The sequence below is a fragment of the Aliinostoc sp. HNIBRCY26 genome (assembly GCF_050235535.1).
Lineage (GTDB): Bacteria > Cyanobacteriota > Cyanobacteriia > Cyanobacteriales > Nostocaceae > Trichormus.
In genome coordinates this window covers 4,486,982-4,512,918 of sequence record NZ_CP189852.1, presented here as the reverse complement: position 1 = coordinate 4,512,918, position 25,937 = coordinate 4,486,982, and the positions used below count along the sequence as shown (strand labels likewise).

Below are 25,937 nucleotides of genomic sequence, written 5' to 3'. Positions count from 1 at the left end.
TGATTTGATTTAGAGAAAAAATTTAAGTATATGTAGTATATGTAGAGTGTTTTAGGCGTTAGCCGTAATGCACCAAAGGCCTTGACACGCCACTACGTAAGTAATTGCAAAAATCAAGTCGGATTCCTCTATGACACACTTCCAAAAACTACTAAGAATTACTACTAACGGCAAATCCTTTCACAACATCACCTCGAAAATCGCAGCGATAGTTGCTGAATCGGGAGTAGAAACCGGACTTTGTACTTTATTTCTACGCCACACTTCTGCTAGTTTAGTCATCCAAGAAAACGCCGATCCTGATGTACTCGTTGACTTAGCTAACTTTATGGCAAAACTTGTACCAGAATCAGGACAATATATTCATGATGCCGAAGGCGCAGATGATATGCCAGCCCATATCCGCACAGCACTAACACACACATCAGAACATATACCCATTAATCGTGGTCATTTAGTGCTAGGAACTTGGCAAGGAATCTATATTTGGGAACATCGCCAACGCAGTCACTCCAGAGAATTAGTAGTTCATATTTCAGGATAGTCTTGCTACCTAGACGCGAATTTTCGCGTCTCAACAAACTCATTTTAAATATTACATGACAAAATTTAATATTTATTTATATTTCTTTTCTTTTAGTGATTTTCTGTCATATAATTAGATTTATTTGTAGCTTCTAGGCTATATCAATACAGATGCAGCAAAATACTGTACCCAACAACAGTTTTCAACTTATTGATGAAATCCTGTCGCAACATCATGTTAATCTTTTAACTCTTAATCCTGATAAAACAAAAATCACTAGCTTTGTAGAATTAGAAGTATTAATTAGAGAAAATACTACCGATAATCGCTTAATTCATAATATACAAAACACTTTAGAAGTCATAGTTAAATCTCAATTAAAAAACTTCCCAGAAAATGTCTTCTGGGATTTTGATTTTATGGTTAGCAGTATGTTGCGTCAAGCGTTATCAGCAAAAAGTGAAGCGGCTATTTTTCTAGAAAAATTTGCAAAAAAGATGGTTTTACTAACAGATTTATTTGGCATAAATAGTGAAATTCGTTTCCGCTATGTACACGATTTTGTCTATGGCTTTGAATGGGCAAAATGGGTACAAAAAGACCCAATAAATCGTGCTAATACCGAGCCTTTTAGTTTAACTTTTCTTGACTATTTATTAGCGAAATATCAAGAGTTAATCCAACGGATTAATCGAAGTAAATCGCCATCATATAAAATATGTGATAACGGCTTTCGCAACCCTTTCACATTCTCCCGTGAACCAGAAGATGAATATCGGTTATTAACTCACTTAGCTAAAGCCCAACTTATTCCGGTGGCTGCTTGGGATTGGAATGCTGTCCCCATGTGGAACAAACCTTTTCAGGAAAAGCGTGAACAATTAGCATTAGAGTTGAATATTCAACCCCAAAAACACTAATGAAAATTGCTGATTTAATTACTTGGTTTGAAGCATGGGCAAATCCCACTTGGTGTGAAAGTTGGGATAACTGTGGCTGGCAGGTTGAACCAGGTGTATTACAAGAGTCCGCGAGAGTGTTGGTATGTTTAACACCAACATTGGCGGTAATGGAAGAAGCGATCGCCTTAAATGCTAATCTAATTTTTGCCCATCATCCCCTCATTTTTAGCTCTCCCAAATCTTTCCGCACAGGTGAACCAATTACCGAAATGGTGCGGTTAGCCTTCACCCACAACATCGGAATCTATACAGCCCACACCAATTTTGATCAAGTCGCAGACGGTACAGCTGACGTATTAGCACAAATCTTAGAACTTAAGGATGTCGCCCCCATCGTTCCCACTCAAAACGGTTTAGGTTATGGACGAGTGGGATCATTAGAACCATTTTTGACATTACAAGAACTACTCACCATCATTCAAACCCGCCTTACCCCCCCAGATTTAATCTTTTCCCCCAGTGTTGACTTACAAAAGACAATTTCCAAAGTAGCGGTTTTAGGTGGTTCAGGGGCTAGCTTTATTAGTGCAGTAGTGAAAACCGGCGCACAAGCGTATCTGACAGCCGATTGTAAATTCCATCAATTCCAAGAAAGCCGCGATCGCCATCTCATTTTAATTGATGCCGGACACTATGCCACAGAACGCCCCGCCTGCGATCGTCTAGTCCAGAAATTCCAGTCCTTAAACCTAGATTGGGTACAACTCAGCACCAAAGACGAAGATTTCCGCCAATTTTTTCAATCTTAGTCATTAGTCATTAGTTTTTCTTCCCTTGTCTACCTTGTCTACCTTGTCCCCAATCTCCCCAATCTCCCCAATCCCTTTTATAAGCTTTTGATGAATTTTGTTTGAATTTTGAATAATAGGGGTTGACTATTGTGACGTAGATCACAAACTTTTGTAACCAAAATCACCATTATATGCTGTTTTATGTCAATCAGCAAAAGCGTAAAGTATTCCAAACTAGACATAATAAACCCCGTACTCTACCAGAACTAAAATGATTCGCGCACTTGTTGAATCTGCTTTTCAAACTGGATATCTCAGCGTTGAATCTGAAGGTCTACTCCATCAGGTGTTAGCGAGTAAATGTTATCAGCCAGAAGATTTGACAGCCTTGGCTGATTTATATGATGCAGTGCGTACAGGGAAAATTAAACGAGAAGGTTCTTCTCAACTGAGTCTAGAGTCTTTCGCATCCGATAAATCTCACTAAAACTGCCTCTTCCGTAAAAGGTAGGGGAGAAGAGAGCAGGGAGCAATTGCGGAGGAGCAGGAGAGAAAAACCGCCCACAATGTAGAGAAGTTTGGTTTGTACCTACATTCCACTCTTCTCTCTGCTCCCTGCCCCCTGCCTCTTATCAAGCAGATATCCTCAAGATGTGTCAGGAAAAATTCTTAAAATCAAAACTATTATGCTTTTGTTGTTGAAAACCGTGAAGGTCAGCAAAAGAATGAGTTAAGATCAAATACATAGGGGTAACAGTCAAGCCGAAGCCCCAGGCTTCTCAGCAATGCCAATGATCACAAGTAGGCAAATTAAACAACCGCAATCACCACTTGTTTTTGAGTATTTATTATTACATAATGGTAGGAAGGACTTACCAGCCAATAGTCAGCAGGTGAGGACAAGTACCGAATTTTCTGACTTCTATGAAGAAGTAGACATTCACTGAATGACCCTGAAAGAGATAGAATCTTGGTGCAGTAACTACCAGTTTATGACCCACAAATTCCCTAGCTTCTCACAACCAATAGCAAATCCTTGGGCGGGGTCAACTGACACACTGATTCTGAACCGTGAAGCTCACCTCTTCAGGTTGTCATTTGCTTGGGGTAAAACCCAAAATTTGAAAAGTTTAACTACGTTGTTTAAAAAGGCAGAAGCAGTACATGCTACACCGCAAGATTTATCAACTGTGTTGCGATGGGCGGGAGGTATGCGTATTCTTGCGGGACCAGCAACGCTGGATAGAACGCGCCCGCATCATCGACATAGAGGGAGATTTAGTGACCTTGCGCTATGAAACAGAGGAGGAAGACGAGGTTTGTTCTTGGGAGGAAATGGTGCGCCTTGAAAGTATCGGTGCTGTCACTCAGAAACTAGCTTCAGTCCCACGCGGGAATGTGGAACCGCTCCTGACTGAAGACTGTCCAGAAGCCGAACGTATCCGCAACCACTATCCTGAGTCCAATCCTGAGTAAAAGAAACTTAGTCTGTCACCTTAGTGCAGCAACCTCTGTTTCTCTCTTACTCCTTAATTAACACCTACCAAATTCTCAATCCTAATCCTGAGTAAAATACCGTACTCAGGATTAATTTTTATAAGAGATTAATTCAACAGTTCCCATGCTCTGTAAAGAAATATTGAAATTATTAAAACCAGTATCAAGATTAGCTACACTTTGATTATTCTTTAGATTATTTTAACAATTCAACTTTGGCGATGCTTTTTAAGTCTGCGGCGAATTATGACCACCGCAGCACTTAGTCTTGCTTTTGACACCATCTTTTCTTGATTAATTTTGATATTTGTAATTCTGAGGAAGCTTTTATGACTATTATTCCAGGTACACTTGTCCAACTTCCTAACGGCAGCAATGGAGTTGTAATTCCTTCCTCTTGGTGGCAACCTGGGCGTGTATTAGTCAAGTTACCACGCGGACGCAAGCGGTGGTTTAAGGTAAATGAGTGTACCCCCCTTCCCTTTGGGATTAATTTTCATGCTCGTCAAGCAGAATATGGGGAATCATAAATATTTCAGGAGTGCTGAGTGCTGAGTGCTGAGTGCTGAGTAATGAGTAATGAGTGTTATTAGCGGTAGTACGGCGTTTAGTAGGTGCTGAGTGCTAGCTAAAAAAGTCGGCATTGAAATTGTGGTGAAAAATTCTTTGGGAAATAGCGTCAGACTCGTTTTTATAGAGGTTGACGCTAAAGTCATTAGATTTTTTTATGTTCAGGGTCTTTATATGGGCTGACCCCGTTTGATAACGAAATTTAAGTTTATATTTAGATTTTCATCTAATTTGTAAAAAAACGTAATATTTAATATTTTCTTTAGATTTGCTCAAAGCCTGAGTCCTCAACTGTGTGCGCGGAGTGTTTTAGAGAGGACTGAAGTCCTAACTACGAACCTGGAAATATTGAAGACCAGAAAATATGTGTGCTAGCTTACTACACATGAAATGATATGTTATTCCCAATTCTAGGCTTAAAACCTCAATATAAAAGGTTAGAGATAAAAATAGGTAGTTAATTTTATCCTGAATTATGCTGTGAGAATAGATTTAAATCGTGTCAGGGAATACTAAGCATAGAGAAGTTTGTCAAGCTACTATGTCATATTTGCTTTACCCCATCCTGATCACGATTTTGGTTTTGTTTATCCAGTATTTCATGACCTTCTTACAACTTTGCAAAGCCAGATTTCAGTACCCCAAATACCAAGTTATCGACACAGAGCAAGTTCCGACGTACTTTCAAGATTTATTGCAAGCTCCTATCCAAGAACTTGAACAACTGGGTTTTAAGCCATTTAGCTACATACAATATCAACCAATGGTGCAAGCTAATCAGCAACCCAACTGGGAAATTCTCTTATATAACAAGTCTTGTAAAACCTACGCCACAATCATTACTAACCGTTTAGTTGAACCTGTAAATTTATTTGACATCGAATTTTACACATTTTTTCAGGATAAAACATTATTGTTGACTGTAAATTGTAAAAAGCATGGTTTTATTGAAGAAGTTCCCCATGCAATTGTTCAAGATGCTTATGCTAGTGATGTTTCCATTCAATGGTTACATCACCAAGATAAACTCAATAATTTAATTCTGGAAAAATTACCCTGTGCTTTAGTGCCAAAGGATTTTTCTCAAGCACTACAAATATTCATTGGTAATTATGTCAAACATCTCAATCAAACAGGTAAAATATTAGCAATCAAAGAAACTTCATTATTTCAATTACATTGGTTAACTGCGCTGAAAATAGTTTACCAAATCGTCCAAGGTAACAACAAAACAGCAAACATAAATCAGCAACGCCGACAAAAAGCCAAAACTCAACCCAGTCTGCAAACAAAGATTCCGGTAGAATTGGAAGTTGCTAGCTTTAAACATATGCAGCAAATGCAGCAGGGTTTAGTTAGTAAACAACTCCGCACTTGGCTATTTTTAGGAAGCATCGCAGTATTTGCAGCTAGCTTTACCAAGTTTCTCACATTCAAAAGTGTACTGATATTTATTATTGTAATTTTATTCCACGAAGGTGGACATATCCTAGCCATGAAATTGTTTGGTTATCAGGATACCTCTGTGTTATTTGTGCCATTTTTAGGTGCTTTTGCAACAGGACACAAACACGAAGCCACTCTGAGTCAAAAATTTTGGATATCGCTTGCAGGCCCATTACCAGGGTTAATTTTGGGGATGATTATAGCCATCTTTACACCCCGCACTGGTGATAATTTTGCTTGGTTACGCGAAACAAGTTGGATATTAATGTTTATGAATTTATTCAACTTGCTACCAATTTATCCTTTAGATGGGGGAAAGATTGCCAATTTACTTTTATTTTCTCGGATACCTTTTGCTGATGTCGCATTTAAATCAATTGGCTTAGTGATATTTTTTCTGTTGGGGAAACAAGAACCAGGACTGTTAGTGTTTTTGATTTTGGTAGCTTTTAGTATTCCTGGCGATTTTCGCAATGCTCAAGTCAGTAACAAATTACAGCAGGAAATCAAACGCAGTCAACCGGAAAATCAAGAACATCTCTTACATACCATCTTCCAATATTTACAGCAATGGGGATATGACAAATTACCATTTCAAACTAAATACACTTTAGTCAAAGATTTAATGCAACGATATTACGAATCTAGTGGGAAGTTGACTACTAGATTTGCGCTAATGATTTTTTACTGTTTCAGTTTATTTGGGGGGATGATTGGTAGTTTACAAGCGACTATTCCTGGTTGGTTAAATGTTGTACCTCAACTATTTGAAACTCCTCAGCAAAGTCATGAACGTTTTGTCCAAAAAAGAAAAGCAGAAATTGCTGATTTGACTGCTACTTTGAGTAAAAATCCCAATGATGTGAGTGCTTATAAAAAACGCGCCAGGTTAAGGATGATGATGCGGGATGAGGAGGGAGCATTGGCAGATTATAACCAAGTCATTCACTTAACACCAAATGATATTTCATCTCGCCTAACCCGTGCTGGGATAAGTAGAAACTTGTTAGATTATCAAGGCGCAATGCAAGACTATAACGAAGTTATACGCCTGAATCCAACAAACTTTATGGCTTATCAACAACGTGCCTACTTACGCAATCAAATGCGAGATTATCAAGGCGCGATCGCTGATTACAATCAAATTATCAAATTAGATCCCCAAAATCGCTGGGTTTATCTTTCACGGGGAGAAGCCAAGCAACAACTCAAAGACTACAAAGGCGCGCTGGCTGATGCAGAGTACATGATTAAGCGATATCCACAGTCGTATGAAGCCTATCAATTGCGGAGTCAAGTCCGACAGAATTTGGGAGATACTCAAGGCGCGATCGCTGACCAACAAGTAGCAGATAAACTATTAAGTAAAATGGAAGAAGAAGACCCAACCTAGTAAAAATTTTGGATTTTGGATTTTAGATTTTGGATTGCTAGATTGGATTGAACGGAAAAGACCGAAACTAAGGGTCAGCATCCTGTAGATAAATATCTACCATTTTTTTTCCGACTATGAATAATAAAGTTAAATTCTGGACTTTAGCGACTCTCACCCTGGCTGTTTCATCTTTGACGGTGGGTGGAGTAGTAGCACAAACAAGACTTACACCACAATCAAAAGTTTCAATCAACGGTATTGGCCCTGTGCGTGTGGGGATGACTGTTTCTCAAGCCTCTCAAGCGGCTGGTGTGCGCTTGGTAGGGGATAAGCCTAATAACAGTTGTTACTATGTCAGTCCTAAAGGATATAAAAATCTGGGTTTCATGGTGACAGAAAATCGGATTGCGAGGGTGGATGTTTACGACAAAAGCCGAATTACTACCGTTAGAGGCGCGAAAATCGGTGATACTGAAGCACGCATCAAATCTCTCTACCCAGGACAAATTCAAGTTTCACCCCATAATTACGTCCCTGGTGGACACTATCTCACATTCGTTCCTCAAGACCGCGCCGATCGCAATTATAGAGTAGTCTTTGAGACTGATGGTAAGCGAGTGACTATGTATCGTGCAGGTAAGCTACCAGAAGTTGAATATGTGGAAGGGTGTAGTTAACTGTTTTCCCCTGCTCCCCTGCTCACCCAAGCAACAAGATATTTTTCTCGTGAGAAGTCCCTCATTGTTCACCCAATTGGGTGAATGCGATCGCCACATCACAAATTAACCTGAAATAAGGCGGGGTTTTGATGTTGTGATTAATAATGCAAATAGCAAGCTAAGATGACCGTTAACCATACACCAGTTACTTGCACAAGAAAGGGTCAAAGAGTGGATGAAACCTTGAAATTCTCGACTCCAACAGATTGTCCACAGCAAACAATCACTTGGTTAGAAAGAATTGCTGACAATTTACCAGGAGTGATTTTTAGGTTTCTCTGCAAACCAGATGGTTCTCGGTTTGTCTTATATGTCAGTGGTGGTAGTCAAAAGCTGTGTGAACTAGCACCAGAAGTCATCCAAGCTGACTGGCAAGCATTATTTAATATGCTTTATCCAGAGGACATCAATAGTTTTACAGAATCTATATCTGTAGCCTATGCTACTGTGAAGCCATGGTGTTGGCAAGGTCGCATCATCACCCCTAGTGGTCAAATTAAATGGCTTGACTGCACCTCCCACTTAGAACTACAAGCTAACGGTGATGTGTTGTGGGATGGGTTGATTTTGGATATTACAGACCGTAAGCAAGCACAACTACAATTACAAGCGACAGAAAGACGGTATCAAGCCATCTTGAATGCAATTCCTGATTTAATGTTTCGCATCAGTCGAGATGGTGAATATCTTGATTTAAAAGGTGATGAGGCAAATGTGATTTTATCGCGAGACGCAATCATTGGGCGAAACTTACAGGAGGTTTTACCCAGTGATGTCGCCGCTATTGGTCAGGAAATGATTCACACAACCCTAAATACAGGCAATTTACAAACCTGTGAATATCAACTATCAACCCCTCCCGGCTGGCGAGATTATGAGGCGCGGTTAGTAGTGAGTGGTCATGATGAAGTATTAGCAATTGTCAGGGATATCACGGAGCGTAAACAAGCAGAAAGCACATTACAAAACTTGGCACAAAAATTTGCCAAAGCCTTTAATTGCAGTCCTGACCCGATTACTATCAGCACCTTGCAGGAAGGACGCTACGTAGAAGTCAATGATAGTTTTGTCAAACTCTCTGGTTATGAACGCCAGGAAGCGGTCGGTCGTACAGCCGGGGAATTAAATATTTGGGTGGATGAGAGCGATCGCCTAAAATTAATTCAACAATTACAAACCCAAGGGGCTGTTCGCAACCTGGTTTTACCATTTCGTTGCAAATCTGGGGAAATCATTACCTCAACACTTTCAGCCGAAGTCATGGATTTAGATGGTGTTCCCCACATAATCGCCATTAACCATGACATCACAGCCCAACAATTAGCTGCACACCGCGATCGCATTTTAGCTGAAACCCTAGTCAGAATTCGTTCTTCCTTGAATTTAGAGGAAATTCTGCAAACCACTGTCACAGAAATTCGGCAATTTTTGCAAACAGACCGAGTATTTATTGGGATTGATGATCCCAAACTTGGCGCGAAAATTGTTGCTGAATCAGTCAATCCCCAATATCCAGCAGTATTAGATTGGAAAAGCGGCGACGATAGTTATATGCAAGAATTACGCACCGTTTTTAGAGCTAATCGGATGCGTGCTGTCGCAGATGTCAGTAAAATCGAGATATCACCCCAATTAAGGCATATATATCAACAATTTCACACCAAAGCCACCCTAGCCCTCCCCATCTTTGTCGGCGACAAATTATTTGGTGCAGTGGTAGCTAACCAATGTTCCACGACACGCAATTGGCAACCCATCGAAATTGATTTATTACAACAAATCTCAGAACAACTAGCGATCGCCATCCAACAAGTCAAACTCTACCAAGAATTAGCCGACCTTAACGCCAGTCTCGAACAACAAGTAGAAGAACGCACCGCCCAACTGCAACAAAAAATGCAGGAATTAGCAGAAATGCAACGCGTCAAAGATGTAATATTACACACCGTCGCCCACGATTTACGTACTTCCGTCATCGGTAACTTGATGGTTTTAAAGAATCTTCTGGGAATGCGAGGGGAGGCAGGGGGCAGAGAGCAGGGAGCAGGGGGAGAAAAAGACGATGCTCAATGCCCCATGCCCAATGCCCCATGCCCCATTCCCGTTTCTAGCTCCATCATTGAACGGATGATTCAAGGCAATGAACGACAATTGCGAATGTTAGATTCATTATTAGAAATTCATACTTGCGAAGCTCAAGGAATGACTCTGCAACCAGAAATGGTGCAATTTAGCCATTTATTTGACAGAATTATCCGCGATTTACAACCCTTATTGTGTCAAAATCAAGCAAGTATCAACAATCTACTCCCTGCAAGTTTACCCTTGGTGATGGTTGACATCCCCAAGTTGCAGAAAGTTTTACTGAATTTGTTTACTCATAGCCTGCAACATAACCCCCCAGGACTTCAATTTACTGTTAAGGCCAAAGTAGAAAACGGGATGATTCGCACTTATATCCAAGAAAACGGTGTCAGTATCAGTAAACTAGAGTGCGATCGCCTATTTGATTTGTATGTGCGTGATCCCCAAGCTTCTTGTTCCACACTCATCAGCTTACAAATGTATCTTTGTCGCCAAATTATTCAAGCCCACGGCGGCGAAATTGGCGTAATTAGCCATCGTAAGCGCGGTTTAACCTTCTGGTTTACCTTACCTCTTCCTGTCTAAAAAAGTATTTTTCAACAAATTTCAGCCATCTTTGGGCATTGGGCATCGGGCATTGGGAATCGTCTTTTTCTCCCCCTGCCCCTTACCTCTTATACCAATTCACTAAAATCATGAAACAGATCCAGAGCCAGAAATCCTTGTAAAATCTGGATTTCTTAATTTTGAATTTTGAATTTTGAATTTTGAATTGGTATTACCCCCTGCCTCCACTGTCAGAGTATGAAAATCAAATCATTACGCAAGTTTTGAAAAATTTGAGCATTCTGCTACATAAATGGGAAAAATTACTGTATGGTAGGTAGCGATGATTGCGTGAATAGGACACATAAATTCTATTTTGAGAGATATTATTTTTGACTCAATAAATGTGTTTTATTTAAGTATTTTTACCACTGCACATCATACCTAACTACAGCAACAACAATTTTTTAACCCTATGTAGATTTAGGAGACAGGTGGCAGTGAACCGATTTACAGTAAAAAACCATATTCTTAAACCAGTATTTAATACCTACATCTTCAATAAAAGTGTCAGTATTATTTCTGTATTAAAACCCATAACAATAGTATTATTTATAGCTATTGCCTTGGGAAATGAGCAGCAAGCGATCGCTCAAACTATCAATCGCAATTCCGTACCAACTACTACTCCTGATCGCGATTTACCATCGGATGTACTACCACCACAATCCGAGCCAGAGCCATTACTTCCGCCTGTAGAAACCCCCGATCAGTCAACTCCCAGCCCAGAAGATCCCAACGCCAAATTTCAGGTTGATCGGATTGAAGTTGTGGGGAGTACAGTTTTTTCTCCAGAAGAGTTTGCTAAGATTACATCTCCCTTTGTCGGTAGAGAAGTATCATTTGCAGAACTATTGCAAGTTAGAGAGGCCATTACCAAGCTTTACACCGATCAAGGCTATGTTACCACTGGGGCCGTAATTACACCCCAAACAATAGAATCTGGCGTGGTGAAAATTCAGGTAATTGAAGGTAGTTTGTCAGAAATTAAAGTTAGGGGCAATCGTCGATTACGTACCCAATACATTCGCGATCGCATCCGCTTGGGTGCAGCTAAACCCCTGAATGTTCCACAGTTGCTAGAAAAACTGCAACTGCTACGCCTTGATCCACGCATTCAAAACCTATCAGCCGAATTACAGATGGGTGTCACACCTGGAACTAACATCCTGCAAGTAGAAATTCAAGAAGCTGATACCTTCTCACTCACTACAACTTTAGATAATGGGCGATCGCCTAGTGTCGGTAGTTTGCGGCGGGGTGTGGAAATCCAAGAATTGAATTTATTGGGTTTCGGGGATACTTTGAGTGCAGCATACACTAATACTGACGGTAGCAATACCCTCAACTTTAATTACAACCTGCCAGTGAATGCTAACAATGGTGCTGTCTCGTTGAGTTTTAATCAAGGTTGGAATCGTGTGATTGAAGAACCATTCACCGTTCTAGATATTCAATCAAACACTAAATCTTACGAAATCGGCTATCGTCAACCATTGATTCTCAAACCCACCCAGGAATTAGCCGTAGGAATATCATTTTCCCGTCAAGAAAGTCAAACCGAATTAGGTCTTGATAATATCGGTGGATTTCCCCTATCTCCTGGTGCGGATGCAGAAGGTAGAACCAATATTTCCGCCTTGCGCTTTACCCAAGAGTACACCCAACGCAGCAATGAGGAAGTTTTTGCGGCGCGATCGCAATTTAGTTTGGGTGTAGATTGGCTAGGGACAAACGTCAATGCAGATGAACCAGATAGCCGCTTTTTCAGTTGGCGGGGACAAACCCAATGGGTGCGACAACTAGCACCAGACACACTATTTTTAGCTAGAGGCGATCTACAACTAGCTACTACTTCCCTCGTCCCCTTAGAGCAATTTGGTTTGGGTGGACAGCAAACAGTACGGGGTTATCGTCAAGATACCTTACTGACAGATAATGGTTTATTAGTAACAGCAGAATTACGCCTACCCGTCTATCGGACTCCGAAATCAGAGACAGTATTACAACTTGCACCTTTTATTGATGTAGGTACAGGCTGGAATACTAACAGCAGAAATCCATCCCCAAGTACATTGATCGGTACTGGATTAGGACTATTGTGGAAGCAAGGTGATCATTTCTCCACCAGACTAGATTGGGGTATTCCCTTAACCTCAGTAGAAGGAGATAAACGCAGTCTCCAAGAAAATGGCTTGTATTTCTCCGTTAGGTATTCACCATTCTAAAAACTGGAAATATTCCTCAAAATATTCATGATGTTGCACCAGATATTTTTGGGAAATCTAATAAAGATGTGTAGATGAAACCTGAGCGATGAAAGCATCCTCTGTTGGCTGGAATTGGATCAATGTCATCTTGTTAGGTGAAATTCTCTTGCGGTGCAGCTTTGCTTATGCTCAAGTCACCATAGATTCCACCCTCAAAACAACCGTTAATCAAAGTGACAACGACTTTACAATCACGAACGGAAATCGAATCGGTAACAATCTGTTTCACAGTTTCGAGCAATTTTCAATTCCCACTAACGGCTCTGCTTTCTTCAACAATCCCTCAGATGTAGAGAATATTTTCAGTCGGGTGACTGGGGGCAATATTTCCCATATTGACGGTTTAATTAAAGCCAACGGCAATGCTAATTTATTTTTGCTCAATCCTAGTGGAATTGTTTTTGGAGCAAATGCCAAATTAGATATTGGTGGTTCTTTTATTGCGACAACAGCCAATAGCATCAAATTTGCTGATGGGACTGAATTTAGCGCAGTCAATCCCCAACAAAACCCAGTATTGACGATTAATGTTCCCATGGGCTTACAAATGGGCAGCAATTCTGCATCTATCATCGCTAATGGACAGGGATATACCAATAATGGCTATAGGATTTCTCGACTGCCTCAATCCACGGAATTACAAGTTAAGCCGGGGAAAACTTTGGCTTTAGTAGGTGGTGATTTGCAACTGCATGGATTAATCTTGACTGCACCACAAGGACGGATAGAACTAACAAGCACCAATGGTGTAGGACAAGTTGATTTACTCCCTAACGCCCAAGGTTATACACTGGGATACAGTTCTGGACAAACTTTGGGTGATATTCAACTCACACAACAGTCACTATTAGATGTTAGTGGTATTAATGCAGGTGACGTTAATATTCAAGGGAAAAACATTCGCTTTACTGATGGTTCGTTAGTTTTAGGGGAAAATTATGGCTATCTTCCTGGCGGCGATATTCGGTTACAAGCCTCAGAAACGATCGCTTTAATTGGCACGAGCAGCGATGGCATACTAGGAAGTGGAGTACGCGTTGATGCTTTTGGGATGGGAGCTAGCAATAATATCAGTGTGGTGACACCCCAGCTTAACCTCCACCAAGGAGCAGCATTAAACACCATCACATCAGGAAAAGCTGCCGGTGGGAATATCCAAGTTGATGCCAGAACAATTGAATTATCCGGCTATTCACTCACCTATCCGCTTGGTGTGACTAACATCTCTACTAGCACCTATAGTTTTGGCAGTGCTGGTGATATCTTCGTTAATGGCGATATATTACTAACCAATGGAGGTTCGATATCTTCAGCAACATTTGCTAGCGGCTCTGGTGGTAAAGTCACAATTCGCAATCAAAATACTACAGTTAAGGGTGAAAGCCCTTTTGGCCTTTATAGTGCTATCAGTCTCTCAGCTTTTGCCACTGGCAATACCCAGGATTTATCACTAGATACTGCTAGATTACAAATTTTAGAGGGTGGCACAGTTGGTTCATCGGCGTTCTTTATGGGGAATGGCGGCAATGTCAATATCAATGCTAGTGAAGCGATCGCCATTAGTGGTAGTAGTCCCAACAATCAAAGTAACATTAATTCCAGTGCCGTCCGTTTGAGTCCCCAGTTGCGTCAATTATTCGATTTACCAGATATACTGACAGCGAATGCCGGTAATGTGAGTATTAATACACCTAATCTTATACTGACAGATGGTGGCACAGTGAGCGTTACTAGTCAAGGTATTGGCAATGGCGGGACTCTCAACATTACCAGCGATCGCATCCAGTTAAAAAATCAAGGCTCAATTCAAGCACAGACGGAATCTGGTAATGGTGGCAATATCAACTTACAAGTCGGCAAGTTGTTATTTCTGCGTCAAGATAGCAAAATTACTGCCACAGCCGGTAATTTGGGAGATGGGGGTAATATCAACATCAATGCACCCATCATTACTGGCTGGGAAAACAGCGATATTATTGCCAACGCCATTCAAGGACGTGGGGGCAATATTCAAATTACCACACAAGCAATTATTGGCTTAGAATATCGTCCCCAAATTACTGCTGAAAATGATATTACTGCCAGTTCACAGTTTGGGGTGAGTGGTACGGTGCAAGTTAATACCATTAGCTTTGATCCCAATGCAGGTTTAATCCAATTGCCAACAAATGTAGTTGATTCATCCCAACAAGTTGCCACGGGTTGTTCTGATACCAATGGTAGTAGTTTTGTGGCTACAGGACGGGGTGGCATACCGCAAAATCCCACACAGGAAGTGAGGAGCGATCGCACTTGGGCTGATATCCGTGATATCTCTGCATTCCATACCACAGCACCAACCCTACCACCTCAACAGCAAAACATCCCAATCCAAGCGACAACTTGGTATCGTAACTCTCAAGGCAAAATTCAGTTAGTAGCCAATTCATCCCCATCACAAAAACACACACCATTAACCTGTGATACCAATTCAAAATTCAAAATTCAAAATTCAAAATTAAGAAAATGAGACTCAGCATAGCTTTTGGCGTTTGCATTTGAATCACATTTTTTATGAATTGGTGTGAGGCGGATTATCGCGATTAAATGACCGAATTTCCCCAAAAGTTGGAAATTTTCCCCAGAGAAACATCAATTCCTCAATGATTCTTTAAGAACTCTTCACTGACACCAGTGAGAAACACCACCAAATAGGGAAAAATAATATGGGTATAAAAAAACACTAACAACCATCCTATGAAAGTAATTTCTATAGACTTTAGATTGGCTGCTCAAAAATTCTCAGTGTCGATACTATTCTCATGGGGAATAATATTGTTCTGTCAAAATTGCGTTCATGCTCAAATCTCTCCAGACGGTAGTTTCCACACCAAAGTTACTCAAGACGGGAATCACTTCACCATTACTAACGGTAGTGCCGCAGGGACAAATCTCTTTCACAGTTTTCGGGAATTTTCTGTTCCCGCCAACGGCTCGGCAAAATTTGATCTCTTAAGTACACCCCAAATTACCACAATTTTTAGTCGCGTTACTGGGGGTAAAGCGTCCCAAATTGAGGGTGCGATTCAAACCCTCAATAATCAGCAGCCTGTAAGTCTATTTTTAATTAATCCGGCGGGAATTATCTTCGGTAAAGATGCAAGTTTAAATATTGGAGGCTCATTTGTCGGAACAACAGCCAACAGCATAGTATTTGCTGATGGCTTTAATTTTAGTGCCACTAACACCACTACACCCCCATTATTAACAATTAACGTACCTATCGGTCTACAGTTTGGTCAAAATCCTGCGGACATTACAATTCAATCAGGAAAGCAACTACAAGTCCTTCAAGGAAAAACTTTCGCACTTGTGGGTGGAAATATCTTTGCAGACAGCCGGACTATTTCCACCCCCGAAGGCCGGATAGAGTTGGGTGCAGTGAATGGGGGGACTGTCAGCTTAACGCCTAATTCCCAGGGTTGGCAGTTGGGTTATCAGGAAGTTCCAGATTTTGGCAAGATTAACTTATCGAATCAGTCCATAATTTCCACAGGTGGTAAGGGTGAAATTCATCTGTGGGGTGCAGATATCTCCTTAAGTGGTGGTTCTCGCTTATCAATTCAAAACACAACCAATTCCCAAACCCCAGGAAAGATTTCTGTCCACTCATCAAACTTACTCACCGTAACTGGTGATAATCAAAATGGTAGTCTCACCAGTGCCATCCGAGCTGGGGCTACTGGTACAGGTATGGTAAGCAATATTGAAATATTTACCCAAGACCTGATTGCTAATAATGGGGGAATAATTCTGACTAACAATTCTGGATCTTCTGTCGGTGGAGGTAATATTCAAATCAATGCCTCCAGAAGTATTGAAGTAGCAGGAGTAGGAAAGACACCGAGTAATCGCAGTGGTATTTCTGGCTTGACTTTTCTATCTGGCAAAGGTGGAAATGTCAATGTTTCCACTAGCAAATTGTTGATCCTTGGTGGTGCTGTAGTCACAACTTCAACACTAGGAACAGGATCTGCTGGCGATGTCACAGTTAATGCTACAGAATCTATTCACTTAGCTGGTGTGGAAACAATTTCAACTAGTTTTGCACCCAGCTCTTTAAGTTCCTCAACTCTAGCGGTTGGGAATTCCGGTAACTTAATTGTGAACACAGCTAGATTGTCCGTTCACAATGGGGCAAGAGTAGAGGCTTCTTCCTATGCTAGAGGTGATGCTGGTAATGTGATTATTCGTGCCTCAGATTCATTGGAAGTGTCTGGAAGTCCAAGTCTATCTTTTTTAATACCCAGTTTTGTAGGATCATCAACAGTTCAACAAGCTGGTTCATCCAGAGTTCTCACTGGTGATAGTGGAGATGTACACATTACAACCGCACAATTAAAAGTTGCCAATGGTGGATTAATCAACGTCCGCAATGATGGTACAGGGAATGCAGGCAAAGTTAAAGTCAACGCTGACTCAATCATGTTAGGTAATCAAGGTGCGATTACAGCCGCAACACAGGTGGGAGAGGGTGGCGATATCGCCATTAATGCCAACACTCTATTGATGCGTCATGGCAGTGTAATCAACGCTACATCCAATGCCATCGGTAATGGTGGCAATATCACCATTCATGCACCCATTATTGTTGGGTTAGAAAATAGTGATATTGTTGCTAATGCCGTCAGAGGTAAAGGTGGCAATATTGACATTACAACTCAGGGTATATTGGGACTAAAATTTAGGCATCAACTCACAGCAGAAAACGATATCACTGCCAGTTCCGAAATTGGCTTGAGTGGTACGGTGCAGGTCAATACAATCGGTGTTGACCCCAACGCTGGTTTATTAGAGTTACCAGAAAATGTGACTGACCCCTCACAACAAATTGCTACAGGTTGTGCTGATGCGAGTAGTAGTAGTTTTATTGCTACAGGTAGGGGTGGCATACCAGAAAATCCTACTCAGGGAGTGAGGAGCGATCGCACTTGGTCGGATATCCGCAGTATATCTGCATTCTACAACACACCACAAATACAAGCACAAACATCTCAATCTCCACAATTGCTTGTTCAAGCCACTTCTTGGCATCGTAACACTCAAGGCAAAATTGAATTAGTTGCAGAGATATCTTCTACTCAGACGCAACTATCCTTAACTTGTGCAGCAATTCCCAAAAGTTAGTTACACATCCGAACAGTTTAGCAAAATCATCTTTTGGGAATACTACTTACAGGGTAGAAAATGGAAATGGGTTGATGAAAGTAACTTTTACTGGCTTTGGTTTAGTTGGCGGAATGTTCATAAGCATTATTGGCAGCAGTTGTGTTAACGCTCAAGTAATTCCCGATAGTTCTCTTGGGACAGATGTCTCCGAAAGTTTAAATCATGTCACTATTACTCATGGCAACCGTGTCGGCAATAATCTGTTTCACAGTTTCGAGCAATTCTCAATTCCCTCCAATGGCTCTGCTTTCTTCGACAATGCTTCCGATATCCAAAATATTTTTAGTCGTGTCACTGGCGGTAGTGTTTCTCAGATTGATGGTTTAATTCAAGCTAATGGTAGTGCCAATTTATTTTTGCTCAATCCCAATGGAATTATTTTTGGCCCCAATGCCAGATTAAATATTGGTGGGTCGTTTGTAGGAACGACAGCCGATAGTATCAACTTTAGCGATGGCTTTATCTTTAGTACCACTAATACAACCACACCTTCTTTGCTTACGATGAGCGTACCCATTGGCTTACAGATAGGACAAAATTCAGGTAGCATTGAAGTCCAAGGACAAGGACATAATCTTCTCCACCCCCCCAATTTTTTAGCCCCAGTGACTCGTGATCCGCAACTTGGTGGTTTGCGCCTGTTTCCAGGGCAAACATTAGCCCTCCTGGGTAATGGTATTAAATTAGATGCAGGGGTGTTAATTGCTGAAAGTGGACATATTGAACTGGGAAGCATGGCAGCAGGAACAGTTCATCTGAATACTAATACTCCTACTTGGGAATTTGGCTATCATTCTGGTCAAAGTTTATCAGATATCTATCTCACTCGCGCTGCTCTCATCGATACAAGTGGTAATCCTGGAGGTTCGATTCATCTTCAAGGAAAAGATATTCACATTCAAAATAGTTCCAGTGTATTTATTCAACATCAGGGACAGCAACGCCCAGGTAGCATCAAAATTAACGCAGATTTATTAGCCATGAGTAGTGTATTGCCACAAAAAAATCCAAGTTTAATTTTGTCTGAAAATCTGAGTAGTGGATATGGAGCGAATATAGAGGTTTCAGCTAGGCAGTTGATTGTGCAGGATGGTGGCGGAATTTTATCTACAACCTATACAAATGGCGGACAAGGTGGAAATATCACCGTCAAGTCCGCAGAATCAATCCAAATTATAGGTTTTTCTCCTATTAATTTTCGTGCTAGTAGCATTAGTAGCCCATCTTTCCCAGGAAGCGGAAAGGGTGGAAATATTGCGATCGCCACTAAAGATTTACTTGTGAAAGAAGGAGGAGCAATTACATCACTGGTTGAAGGAGGAGGTAGTGGCGGTAATATTGACATAACCGCCGACACAATTTCCATATTCGGTGAAAATCCAGGATCAGGTGGAGCATCCGCTATTGCGACATCAACCTTTTTCGGGGGAGATGGCGGTGTGATAAATATTAATACCAGACAATTAATACTGAGGGCATCTGGTGTAATTTCTGCTAGCACTTCTGATACTGGTAATGCGGGTGATTTAACTATTTATGCTAGTGAATCTGTGGAAATTGATGGCTCTAATTCCGTGTTGCGAGACCATAGTCGTATTACTGCATCAGGGCAAAGATTTCGACCCAGATATTTACAAAATAGAGGTTTGTCAGCATTTCCTAGTGGCAATGGCGGAAATTTAACTATTATCTCTCCCAGCATTAAAGTTAGTAATGAGGGCTATATCGCGGCGGAAAATATAGGTAGTGGCAATGGTGGATATTTACAAATTCAAACCGACTCGCTCTTGTTAGAGCAACAAGGCCAAATTAGAACTTCGGCTGCATCTGGGCAAGGCGGTTCTCTGGGACTGACTGTAGGAGATGTTCTCCTGATGCGCCACAACAGTCTCATCAGTGCTAGAGCCGGAAATAATGGTAATGGCGGCAACATTACTATTATTTCTCCCGTAATTGTCGGACTAGAAAACAGTGATATTATTGCCAATGCCATTGCCGGCAATGGAGGCAAAATTCAAATTACCACTCAAGGTTTATTGGGCTTAGAATTTCGTAATGAACTCACCCCAGAAAATGATATCAGTGCGAGTTCCCAATTTGGGCTAAGTGGTACTGTTCAAATTAATAATGTCGGTGTTGACCCTAATTCCGGTTTAGTGGAATTACCGGAGAATGTGACTGATCCATCGCAACAAATTGCTACAGGTTGTGCTGATGCGATTAGTAGTAGTTTTATCGCTACAGGTAGGGGTGGCATACCAGAAAATCCTACTCAGGGAGTGAGGAGCGATCGCACTTGGTCAGATATTCGTGATATATCTGCATTCCCAAACACACCACAAATACAAGCACAAACATCTCAATCTCCACAATTGCTTGTTCAAGCTACCTCTTGGCATCGTAACGCTCAAGGTAAAGTGGAACTAGTCGCCATTTCATCTCTTACACCCAACCCATCACCGTTACCCTGTACTGCTATTTCTCAAAAGTAATTTGCTGACGAATATTTTTTCATCACAAATGTTAAAAATTAGAGGATTCTGGGCATAATAAGCTGGGTATAAATCGAGACGATGTAATGAAAACATTATCTATCTGCTTAGATTTTGTGACTCGAATCTCCACAGGCATAATGCTACTACCCTCGGTATTCATCTTGTTGTGGAATGGCTATGCTCATGCTCAAATCACTCCAGATAATAGCCTCAATACCAAAGTCACCCAAGATGGAAAGCAATTTACCATTACTGATGGTAGTCGAGCAGGCAGTAATTTATTTCACAGTTTTAGTGAATTTTCCGTTCCTAATGGTGGTTCGGCAACATTTGATTTAAGCAATACAACAAATATTACAAACATATTTAGTCGAGTAACTGGTGGTAACATTTCTCAGATTGATGGCAAAATTCAGATTATTCCAGCAGGCAGCAACCCTGTTATCCCTCTTTTGTTACTACGGGGAAAGTATAATCAGGAAGAAAGCAGACAAAGCAAGTAAGAGGAATGGTTACAGCGCGTAGACAGCCAGTAAGCACAGTGGCATTCATAGATAACTATTGCCAGCACTATTATTCAGTATTTGAGGATGTGAGGCATTTTGAAGCATTCAAATTCTTACATTTGGGCATACTTTCAGAAATTAAGAGAAAAACTCTGCCAGAAATAGCTAAAACAGTGGGGCTAAAAGATAGCCAAACACTACATCATTTCCTGAGAGATGCACTGTGGGATATCAAAAAATTAAGAGAAATAAGGCTATGGTTAACAAAAATGTTTATTGGAGAAAGAGAAATAATTTTATGTATTGACGAAACCGGAGATCAAAAAAAGGGAAAATCAACAGATTATGTGACTAGGCAATATATTGGAAACTTAGGTAAAACAGAGAATGGAATAGTATCCGTAAATGCTTATGGTGTAGTAGATGGAATCACTTATCCTTTAATATTCCAAATATTTAAACCGAAAAATCGCTTAAAAGAAGGGGATAAATATAAGAGCAAACCCCAAATAGCGGTAGAGATTATTCAAGAGTTGAAAGAATGGGGTTTCAAAATTAAATTAGTGTTAGCAGATAGTTTATATGGTGAGAGTGGAGATGTAATTAGATGTTTAGAAAAATTAGAACTAGAGTTTATCGTAGCAATTCGCTCCAATCATGGAGTGTTAATGCCCCCAGGAAGCCGAAAACGTTATAATCGTTGGAAAGCTTATGAGCAAAAGCTTTCACATCGTCAATTAGAAACTCGTTACCTGAGAGAAATTATTTTTGGTCAACGTCGCCGCATCAGATATTACCAAATCAGTAAAGTTAATACACCCGACCCCACTGGAGATGAAAGTTGGTACATCATGACTAATTTATCAACTGATTTGTCACTGAATGTCGCGCAACTTTATAGTTTAAGAAACTGGATTGAATATGGTTTTAAAGAAGTTAAAAATGAACTGGGTTGGGCTGATTTTCGTCTGACTGATTATGAAAGTATTGAACGCTGGTGGGAAATCATTTTTAGTGCTTACCTTTTAGTTAGCATTCAGGCTACTTATTTTCAACTTTATGCCCAAACTCAATCAACATCTAGTTCAGAATCACCTTCATCAATAGACTTTAATATTTATCAATATAGTCAACATCCTAATTGGGAATCTGGTATAACATGGAAGAGTGCTTTAAATAATCTTAGATTGCTCATTCAACCCTATATTTTTTACTGTTTGATTCAACCTTGGCTCACAGTATTTAACATTCCTGGTATGAAGCGTTGCTTTTTGAAATTAATCGACTTTATGAATGATTTTCGCGCTTCTCCAGTCAGTTTCTCTGTTGCTAGTTGAATCTCTTGTCAATTTTTCTTTTCCTAAAGTAACAAAAGAGGGGTTATACCAATTTAATATGAAGTTGCATATAATAGGGGGAGGTAAATGTGATAAGTCCTCAGACCTATGAGCCGCCCGTTTAAGATAGAAATCGTGGAGAGCGAAGAAGAACTCAAAAAACGCCTGCAAACAGCCAGTGAAGGTAGCCAGAAAGAAAAGCTACAGATGTTGTGGTGGCTCAAGAGTGGGCAGGTAAAGGAGCAGCAAGAAATTGGAAAACGCTTGGCCAGAGATACTTCGACGGTGACGAGATGGTTACAGAGGTATAGAGGGGGTGGATTGTCTGAGTTATTAGCAGTGAAGAAAGCACCAGGGGCAAAACGAAAAATTACTGAAGAGGCGATCGCTTCATTAAAGCAAGAGTTGGAAACAGGAGAAGGATTTAGCAGTTACGGAGCAATAGTCGAGTGGTTGAAACTCAAACATGGATTGGATATCGAGTATGGAACAGTCTATAACTGGGTGAGATATCGTTTAGGAGCGAAACTCAAAGTACCACGACCCCAAAGCTATCAGCAGGATGAAAAACTCAGAGCCGAATTTAAAAAAAACTCGGTGTGCTGATAGTTAGTCTCGAACAACTGCTAGCACCAGGTAAAACTGTGCGCTACCTGTGTCAAGATGAAACGAGAGTGGGACTCAAAACCCTCACAGGCAAAGTAATTACAGCTAGAGGAGTTAAACCTACTGTTGAGGTGAAATGGCTGCGGGAAAATTTTTGGATTTATGGTGCAATTGAACCGTTGACTGGAAAGCATTTCCAGCATGAATACCCCAAACTCAATGGCGACTATTTTCAGCAGTTTTTAGACTGGCTATCTGAACAATTAGGCTCCGATTACGCCATTTTACAGATTGATCAAGCTCCTGCCCATACTAGTTCTACGATTCGTTGGCCAGACAATATTATTCCTCTACTACAACCATCTCATTCTCCCGAACTTAATCCCATCGAGAGGCTTTGGCAATTTCTCAAAAAATCTCTCAAAAATGTACTTTTCTCTTCTTTACAAGATTTACGTGAGCGCATTCAGCAGCTATTTGACCAATTAACTTTTGAACAAGTCATGTCTGTGTCTTCTTATGACTTTATTTTAGAAGCTCTTTTATATGCAGCTTCATATTAAATTGGTATTAGTCTGTTTCTTCTCAATCCTAGTGGGATAGTTTTTGGATCTCAAGCCAGTCTCAATATAAGTGGGTCATTTGTAGCTACTACTGCCGACAGTATTAGATTCGCTGACGGCTTTAAGTTTGATGCCACCCAAGCCACCACACCACCCTTATTAACCATGAGTGTACCTGTGGGTCTACAATTAGGCAGTAATGCTGGTTCTATTACTGTGCAAGGGCTAATCACAACCAACTCCTTGTTAAGAACGCCCACACTGTCGTTAGTTCCAAATCAGACTTTAGCCTTGGTAGGTAGTCAGATCAATGTGGATAGTGCCAATATCTCTGCCTCCGATGGGAAGATTGAGTTATGGGCAGTACAAAATGCTCAGGTAGCAATAAACAACCAAACACCTTGGGAAATAACGAGTTCTGCGGATACTGCAAACTGGGGAACAATTACACTCCAGCAAGTTTCCTTAATCGATGCAAGTGGAATTAACGGAGGAGCAATTAATATCCGTGGACGCGGGTTGACTGTGCAGGATGGTTCTAATATTAGTTCTACTACCCTTGCTGGGCAAGGTAAGGGCATTACTATTAACACAACAGATTTTGTCAATCTTTTAGGCACTTCTGCTCCAAATCAACCATTATTTCCTGGTATCAAAACTTCCGTCGGCAATACATTTGGAGTATTAGCACTTCCGGGGCCAATAGCAACAGGACGAGCAGGTGATGTCACTATTGAAACCAGACGCTTACAGTTAGCCAATGGTAGCTGGCTTCAATCTGTTACCTCTGGCAATAACTCTAGAACGGGAGATGTTACTGTTCGTGCTGCTGATGTAAATCTAGTAGGATACGAAAATTTGACTGGATATATTGTAGATACAATCGGCAGTTTAATTGTTGCTGGGAGCAACAATCAGAGTGGACAAGTTACTGTTGATGCTCAACGGATTCGCTTACTCAATGGTGGTCGTATCAGCAGCAGCATTTTAGGGGGGAATGGTCAAGTTGGAAAAGTTTCTATTCAAGCTGACCAGAGTTTAGAGATTCGAGGAGTTAGTTTTTATAATGGCACTTACGGTGGAGGTATATCCAGTGCTGTTCTCAGTTCGATGGAAGCTGGTACCACAGGTCAAGGAGGACAAATTACTATAGATACAGGTAGTTTGGTTGTGTCTAGTGGTGGAGCAATTACTAGTGAGCTAGCAGGCTCTAAAGCATTCTTAGAACTACAAATACCAGGAGCAAATGGTACAGCTGGGAGCATTAATATTCGAGCTAAGGATATACAAGTTAGCGATCCGGTAATTGATGGATATAGTCAAAGTATTACGGGTATTACAGCTTCTATAGGCAATGGTGCTGTTGGTTCAGGTGGGACAATTAACTTAACAGCAGACAGTTTACGTGTATTTAACGGTGGACAAATCACCTCATCCAGCCAAGGTCAAGGCACTGCGGGCAATATCAACCTACAGGTAAAAAACATTGATGTGCAAGGTGTCTCCCCAACTTTAGTTAGAGAGCAATATCTCAAGAGTACAATTACCGCATCCTCAATCACAAACTTTGCGGCAGGATCGGTGAATATCACGACTGATAGTTTAAGTATTCGTGACAGCGCAGAAATTACAGTCAGCAATTCTGGCACTGGAGATGCAGGTAATCTCAATATTAACGCCCGTAATCTCTTCCTAGATAATGGAGCCAAACTGCGAGCCGAAGTGAATGGTGGTAATTATGGCAACATCGCCCTTTTGGCAAGTGATACATTGTTATTGCGACGCGGCAGTCATATTATTACCGATGCTCATGGTGCTTCTACAGGGGGCAACATTAATATCAATGCTGGTTCGATTGTGGCAGTACCCACGGAAAACAGCGATATTTCGGCTAATGCGGTACTAGGAAGCGGTGGTAATATCCAAATCACCACGCAAGGTATTTTCGGATTGCAATTTGGAGACCATCTCACACCCAATAGTGATATTACTGCCAGTTCCCAATTTGGGCTAAATGGTACGGTGCAAGTCAATACAATCGGTGTTGATCCGAATTCCGGTTTAGTAGAATTACCTGAGAATGTGACTGACCAATCACAGCAAATCGCTAGTGGATGTGCTGATACGAGTGGTAGTAGTTTTATTGCTACAGGTAGGGGTGGCATACCAGAAAATCCTACTCAAGAAGTGAGGAGCGATCGCACTTGGTCAGATATTCGTGACATCTCTGCATTCCCAAACACACCACCAATCCAAACACAAACACCCACACAGCCCCAAATCCCCATCCAAGCCACTTCTTGGCATCGTAACGCTCAAGGTAAAGTGGAACTAGTCGCCATTTCATCTATTACACCCAACCTATCACCGTTAACCTGTGCTGCCATTTCTCAAAAATAATTGCTGACAAATATTTTCTCATCACAAATGTTCAA

The 25,937-nt window shown here is 40.9% G+C and carries 18 protein-coding genes and 1 pseudogene; all 19 read left to right on the top strand.

Annotated features, from left to right (window positions below; genetic code table 11):
• Nucleotides 1–130 precede the first annotated feature (130 nt).
• Nucleotides 131–544 (top strand): secondary thiamine-phosphate synthase enzyme YjbQ, encoded by a 414-nt coding sequence (locus ACQFX9_RS19155; protein ID WP_103140654.1) that lies wholly within the window; start codon nt 131–133, stop codon nt 542–544.
• 152 nt (nt 545–696) lie between these two features.
• The gene (locus ACQFX9_RS19150; protein ID WP_427157708.1) at nt 697–1,446 is read left to right on the top strand and encodes a hypothetical protein; all 750 of its coding nucleotides are present in this window, start codon (nt 697–699) and stop codon (nt 1,444–1,446) included.
• Nucleotides 1,446–2,237: a Nif3-like dinuclear metal center hexameric protein gene (locus tag ACQFX9_RS19145; protein ID WP_427157706.1), complete on the top strand. Its 792-nt coding sequence runs from the start codon at nt 1,446–1,448 to the stop codon at nt 2,235–2,237. Before ACQFX9_RS19150 ends, ACQFX9_RS19145 begins: the two co-directional genes overlap by 1 nt.
• A 253-nt stretch (nt 2,238–2,490) precedes the next feature.
• Nucleotides 2,491–2,706: a hypothetical protein gene (locus ACQFX9_RS19140; RefSeq protein WP_236143476.1), complete on the top strand. Its 216-nt coding sequence runs from the start codon at nt 2,491–2,493 to the stop codon at nt 2,704–2,706.
• Between the two features lie 298 nt (nt 2,707–3,004).
• The gene (locus ACQFX9_RS19135; RefSeq protein ID WP_427157705.1) at nt 3,005–3,166 is read left to right on the top strand and encodes a hypothetical protein; all 162 of its coding nucleotides are present in this window, start codon (nt 3,005–3,007) and stop codon (nt 3,164–3,166) included.
• Nucleotides 3,167–3,383: 217 nt separating this feature from the next.
• Nucleotides 3,384–3,695 (top strand): DUF6679 family protein, encoded by a 312-nt coding sequence (locus ACQFX9_RS19130; protein WP_236143478.1) that lies wholly within the window; start codon nt 3,384–3,386, stop codon nt 3,693–3,695.
• Nucleotides 3,696–4,045: 350 nt separating this feature from the next.
• Nucleotides 4,046–4,246, top strand: a complete 201-nt coding sequence (locus ACQFX9_RS19125) for a hypothetical protein (RefSeq protein ID WP_103136934.1) — start codon at nt 4,046–4,048, stop codon at nt 4,244–4,246.
• A gap of 581 nt (nt 4,247–4,827) precedes the next feature.
• Nucleotides 4,828–7,125 carry a site-2 protease family protein gene (locus ACQFX9_RS19120; RefSeq protein WP_427157702.1) on the top strand — a complete coding sequence of 766 codons (2,298 nt, stop codon included), beginning with the start codon at nt 4,828–4,830 and terminating at the stop codon, nt 7,123–7,125.
• A gap of 116 nt (nt 7,126–7,241) precedes the next feature.
• Nucleotides 7,242–7,784: a hypothetical protein gene (locus ACQFX9_RS19115; protein ID WP_427157701.1), complete on the top strand. Its 543-nt coding sequence runs from the start codon at nt 7,242–7,244 to the stop codon at nt 7,782–7,784.
• A gap of 165 nt (nt 7,785–7,949) precedes the next feature.
• Nucleotides 7,950–10,496, top strand: coding sequence for a PAS domain S-box protein (locus tag ACQFX9_RS19110; protein WP_427157699.1), 2,547 nt, complete (start codon nt 7,950–7,952; stop codon nt 10,494–10,496).
• Between the two features lie 557 nt (nt 10,497–11,053).
• Nucleotides 11,054–12,745 carry a ShlB/FhaC/HecB family hemolysin secretion/activation protein gene (locus ACQFX9_RS19105; RefSeq protein ID WP_427162943.1) on the top strand — a complete coding sequence of 564 codons (1,692 nt, stop codon included), beginning with the start codon at nt 11,054–11,056 and terminating at the stop codon, nt 12,743–12,745.
• Nucleotides 12,746–12,833: 88 nt separating this feature from the next.
• Nucleotides 12,834–15,296, top strand: a complete 2,463-nt coding sequence (locus tag ACQFX9_RS19100; protein ID WP_427157697.1) for a filamentous hemagglutinin N-terminal domain-containing protein — start codon at nt 12,834–12,836, stop codon at nt 15,294–15,296.
• Between the two features lie 305 nt (nt 15,297–15,601).
• Complete coding sequence (locus ACQFX9_RS19095) at nt 15,602–17,953, top strand: filamentous hemagglutinin N-terminal domain-containing protein (protein WP_427157695.1); 2,352 nt, start codon at nt 15,602–15,604, stop codon at nt 17,951–17,953.
• A 74-nt stretch (nt 17,954–18,027) separates the two neighbouring features.
• The gene (locus tag ACQFX9_RS19090; RefSeq protein WP_427157693.1) at nt 18,028–20,487 is read left to right on the top strand and encodes a filamentous hemagglutinin N-terminal domain-containing protein; all 2,460 of its coding nucleotides are present in this window, start codon (nt 18,028–18,030) and stop codon (nt 20,485–20,487) included.
• Between the two features lie 86 nt (nt 20,488–20,573).
• Entirely contained in the window at nt 20,574–20,993 is a 420-nt protein-coding gene (locus tag ACQFX9_RS19085; protein WP_427157691.1) for a filamentous hemagglutinin N-terminal domain-containing protein, read from the top strand.
• Between the two features lie 5 nt (nt 20,994–20,998).
• Complete coding sequence (locus ACQFX9_RS19080; protein ID WP_427156771.1) at nt 20,999–22,333, top strand: IS701 family transposase; 1,335 nt, start codon at nt 20,999–21,001, stop codon at nt 22,331–22,333.
• Nucleotides 22,334–22,441: 108 nt separating this feature from the next.
• On the top strand, nt 22,442–22,939 hold the full coding sequence (locus ACQFX9_RS19075; RefSeq protein WP_427157690.1) for a helix-turn-helix domain-containing protein: 498 nt from the start codon (nt 22,442–22,444) through the stop codon (nt 22,937–22,939).
• Nucleotides 22,933–23,502, top strand: coding sequence for an IS630 family transposase (locus ACQFX9_RS19070; protein ID WP_427156769.1), 570 nt, complete (start codon nt 22,933–22,935; stop codon nt 23,500–23,502). Before ACQFX9_RS19075 ends, ACQFX9_RS19070 begins: the two co-directional genes overlap by 7 nt.
• 6 nt (nt 23,503–23,508) lie before the next feature.
• A pseudogene (locus ACQFX9_RS19065) lies at nt 23,509–25,902 on the top strand (filamentous hemagglutinin N-terminal domain-containing protein); the annotation flags it as partial.
• Nucleotides 25,903–25,937 lie beyond the last annotated feature (35 nt).

Excerpts from the sequence above, each read along its gene's own strand:
- ACQFX9_RS19155 (WP_103140654.1), top strand. The coding sequence starts at position 131 with ATGACACACTTCCAAAAACTACTAAGAATTACTACTAACGGCAAATCC.
- ACQFX9_RS19150 (WP_427157708.1), top strand. The coding sequence starts at position 697 with ATGCAGCAAAATACTGTACCCAACAACAGTTTTCAACTTATTGATGAA.
- ACQFX9_RS19145 (WP_427157706.1), top strand. The coding sequence starts at position 1,446 with ATGAAAATTGCTGATTTAATTACTTGGTTTGAAGCATGGGCAAATCCC.
- ACQFX9_RS19140 (WP_236143476.1), top strand. The coding sequence starts at position 2,491 with ATGATTCGCGCACTTGTTGAATCTGCTTTTCAAACTGGATATCTCAGC.
- ACQFX9_RS19135 (WP_427157705.1), top strand. The coding sequence starts at position 3,005 with ATGCCAATGATCACAAGTAGGCAAATTAAACAACCGCAATCACCACTT.
- ACQFX9_RS19130 (WP_236143478.1), top strand. The coding sequence starts at position 3,384 with ATGCTACACCGCAAGATTTATCAACTGTGTTGCGATGGGCGGGAGGTA.
- ACQFX9_RS19125 (WP_103136934.1), top strand. The coding sequence starts at position 4,046 with ATGACTATTATTCCAGGTACACTTGTCCAACTTCCTAACGGCAGCAAT.
- ACQFX9_RS19120 (WP_427157702.1), top strand. The coding sequence starts at position 4,828 with ATGTCATATTTGCTTTACCCCATCCTGATCACGATTTTGGTTTTGTTT.
- ACQFX9_RS19115 (WP_427157701.1), top strand. The coding sequence starts at position 7,242 with ATGAATAATAAAGTTAAATTCTGGACTTTAGCGACTCTCACCCTGGCT.
- ACQFX9_RS19110 (WP_427157699.1), top strand. The coding sequence starts at position 7,950 with ATGACCGTTAACCATACACCAGTTACTTGCACAAGAAAGGGTCAAAGA.
- ACQFX9_RS19100 (WP_427157697.1), top strand. The coding sequence starts at position 12,834 with ATGAAAGCATCCTCTGTTGGCTGGAATTGGATCAATGTCATCTTGTTA.
- ACQFX9_RS19090 (WP_427157693.1), top strand. The coding sequence starts at position 18,028 with ATGAAAGTAACTTTTACTGGCTTTGGTTTAGTTGGCGGAATGTTCATA.
- ACQFX9_RS19085 (WP_427157691.1), top strand. The coding sequence starts at position 20,574 with ATGAAAACATTATCTATCTGCTTAGATTTTGTGACTCGAATCTCCACA.
- ACQFX9_RS19080 (WP_427156771.1), top strand. The coding sequence starts at position 20,999 with ATGGTTACAGCGCGTAGACAGCCAGTAAGCACAGTGGCATTCATAGAT.
- ACQFX9_RS19075 (WP_427157690.1), top strand. The coding sequence starts at position 22,442 with ATGAGCCGCCCGTTTAAGATAGAAATCGTGGAGAGCGAAGAAGAACTC.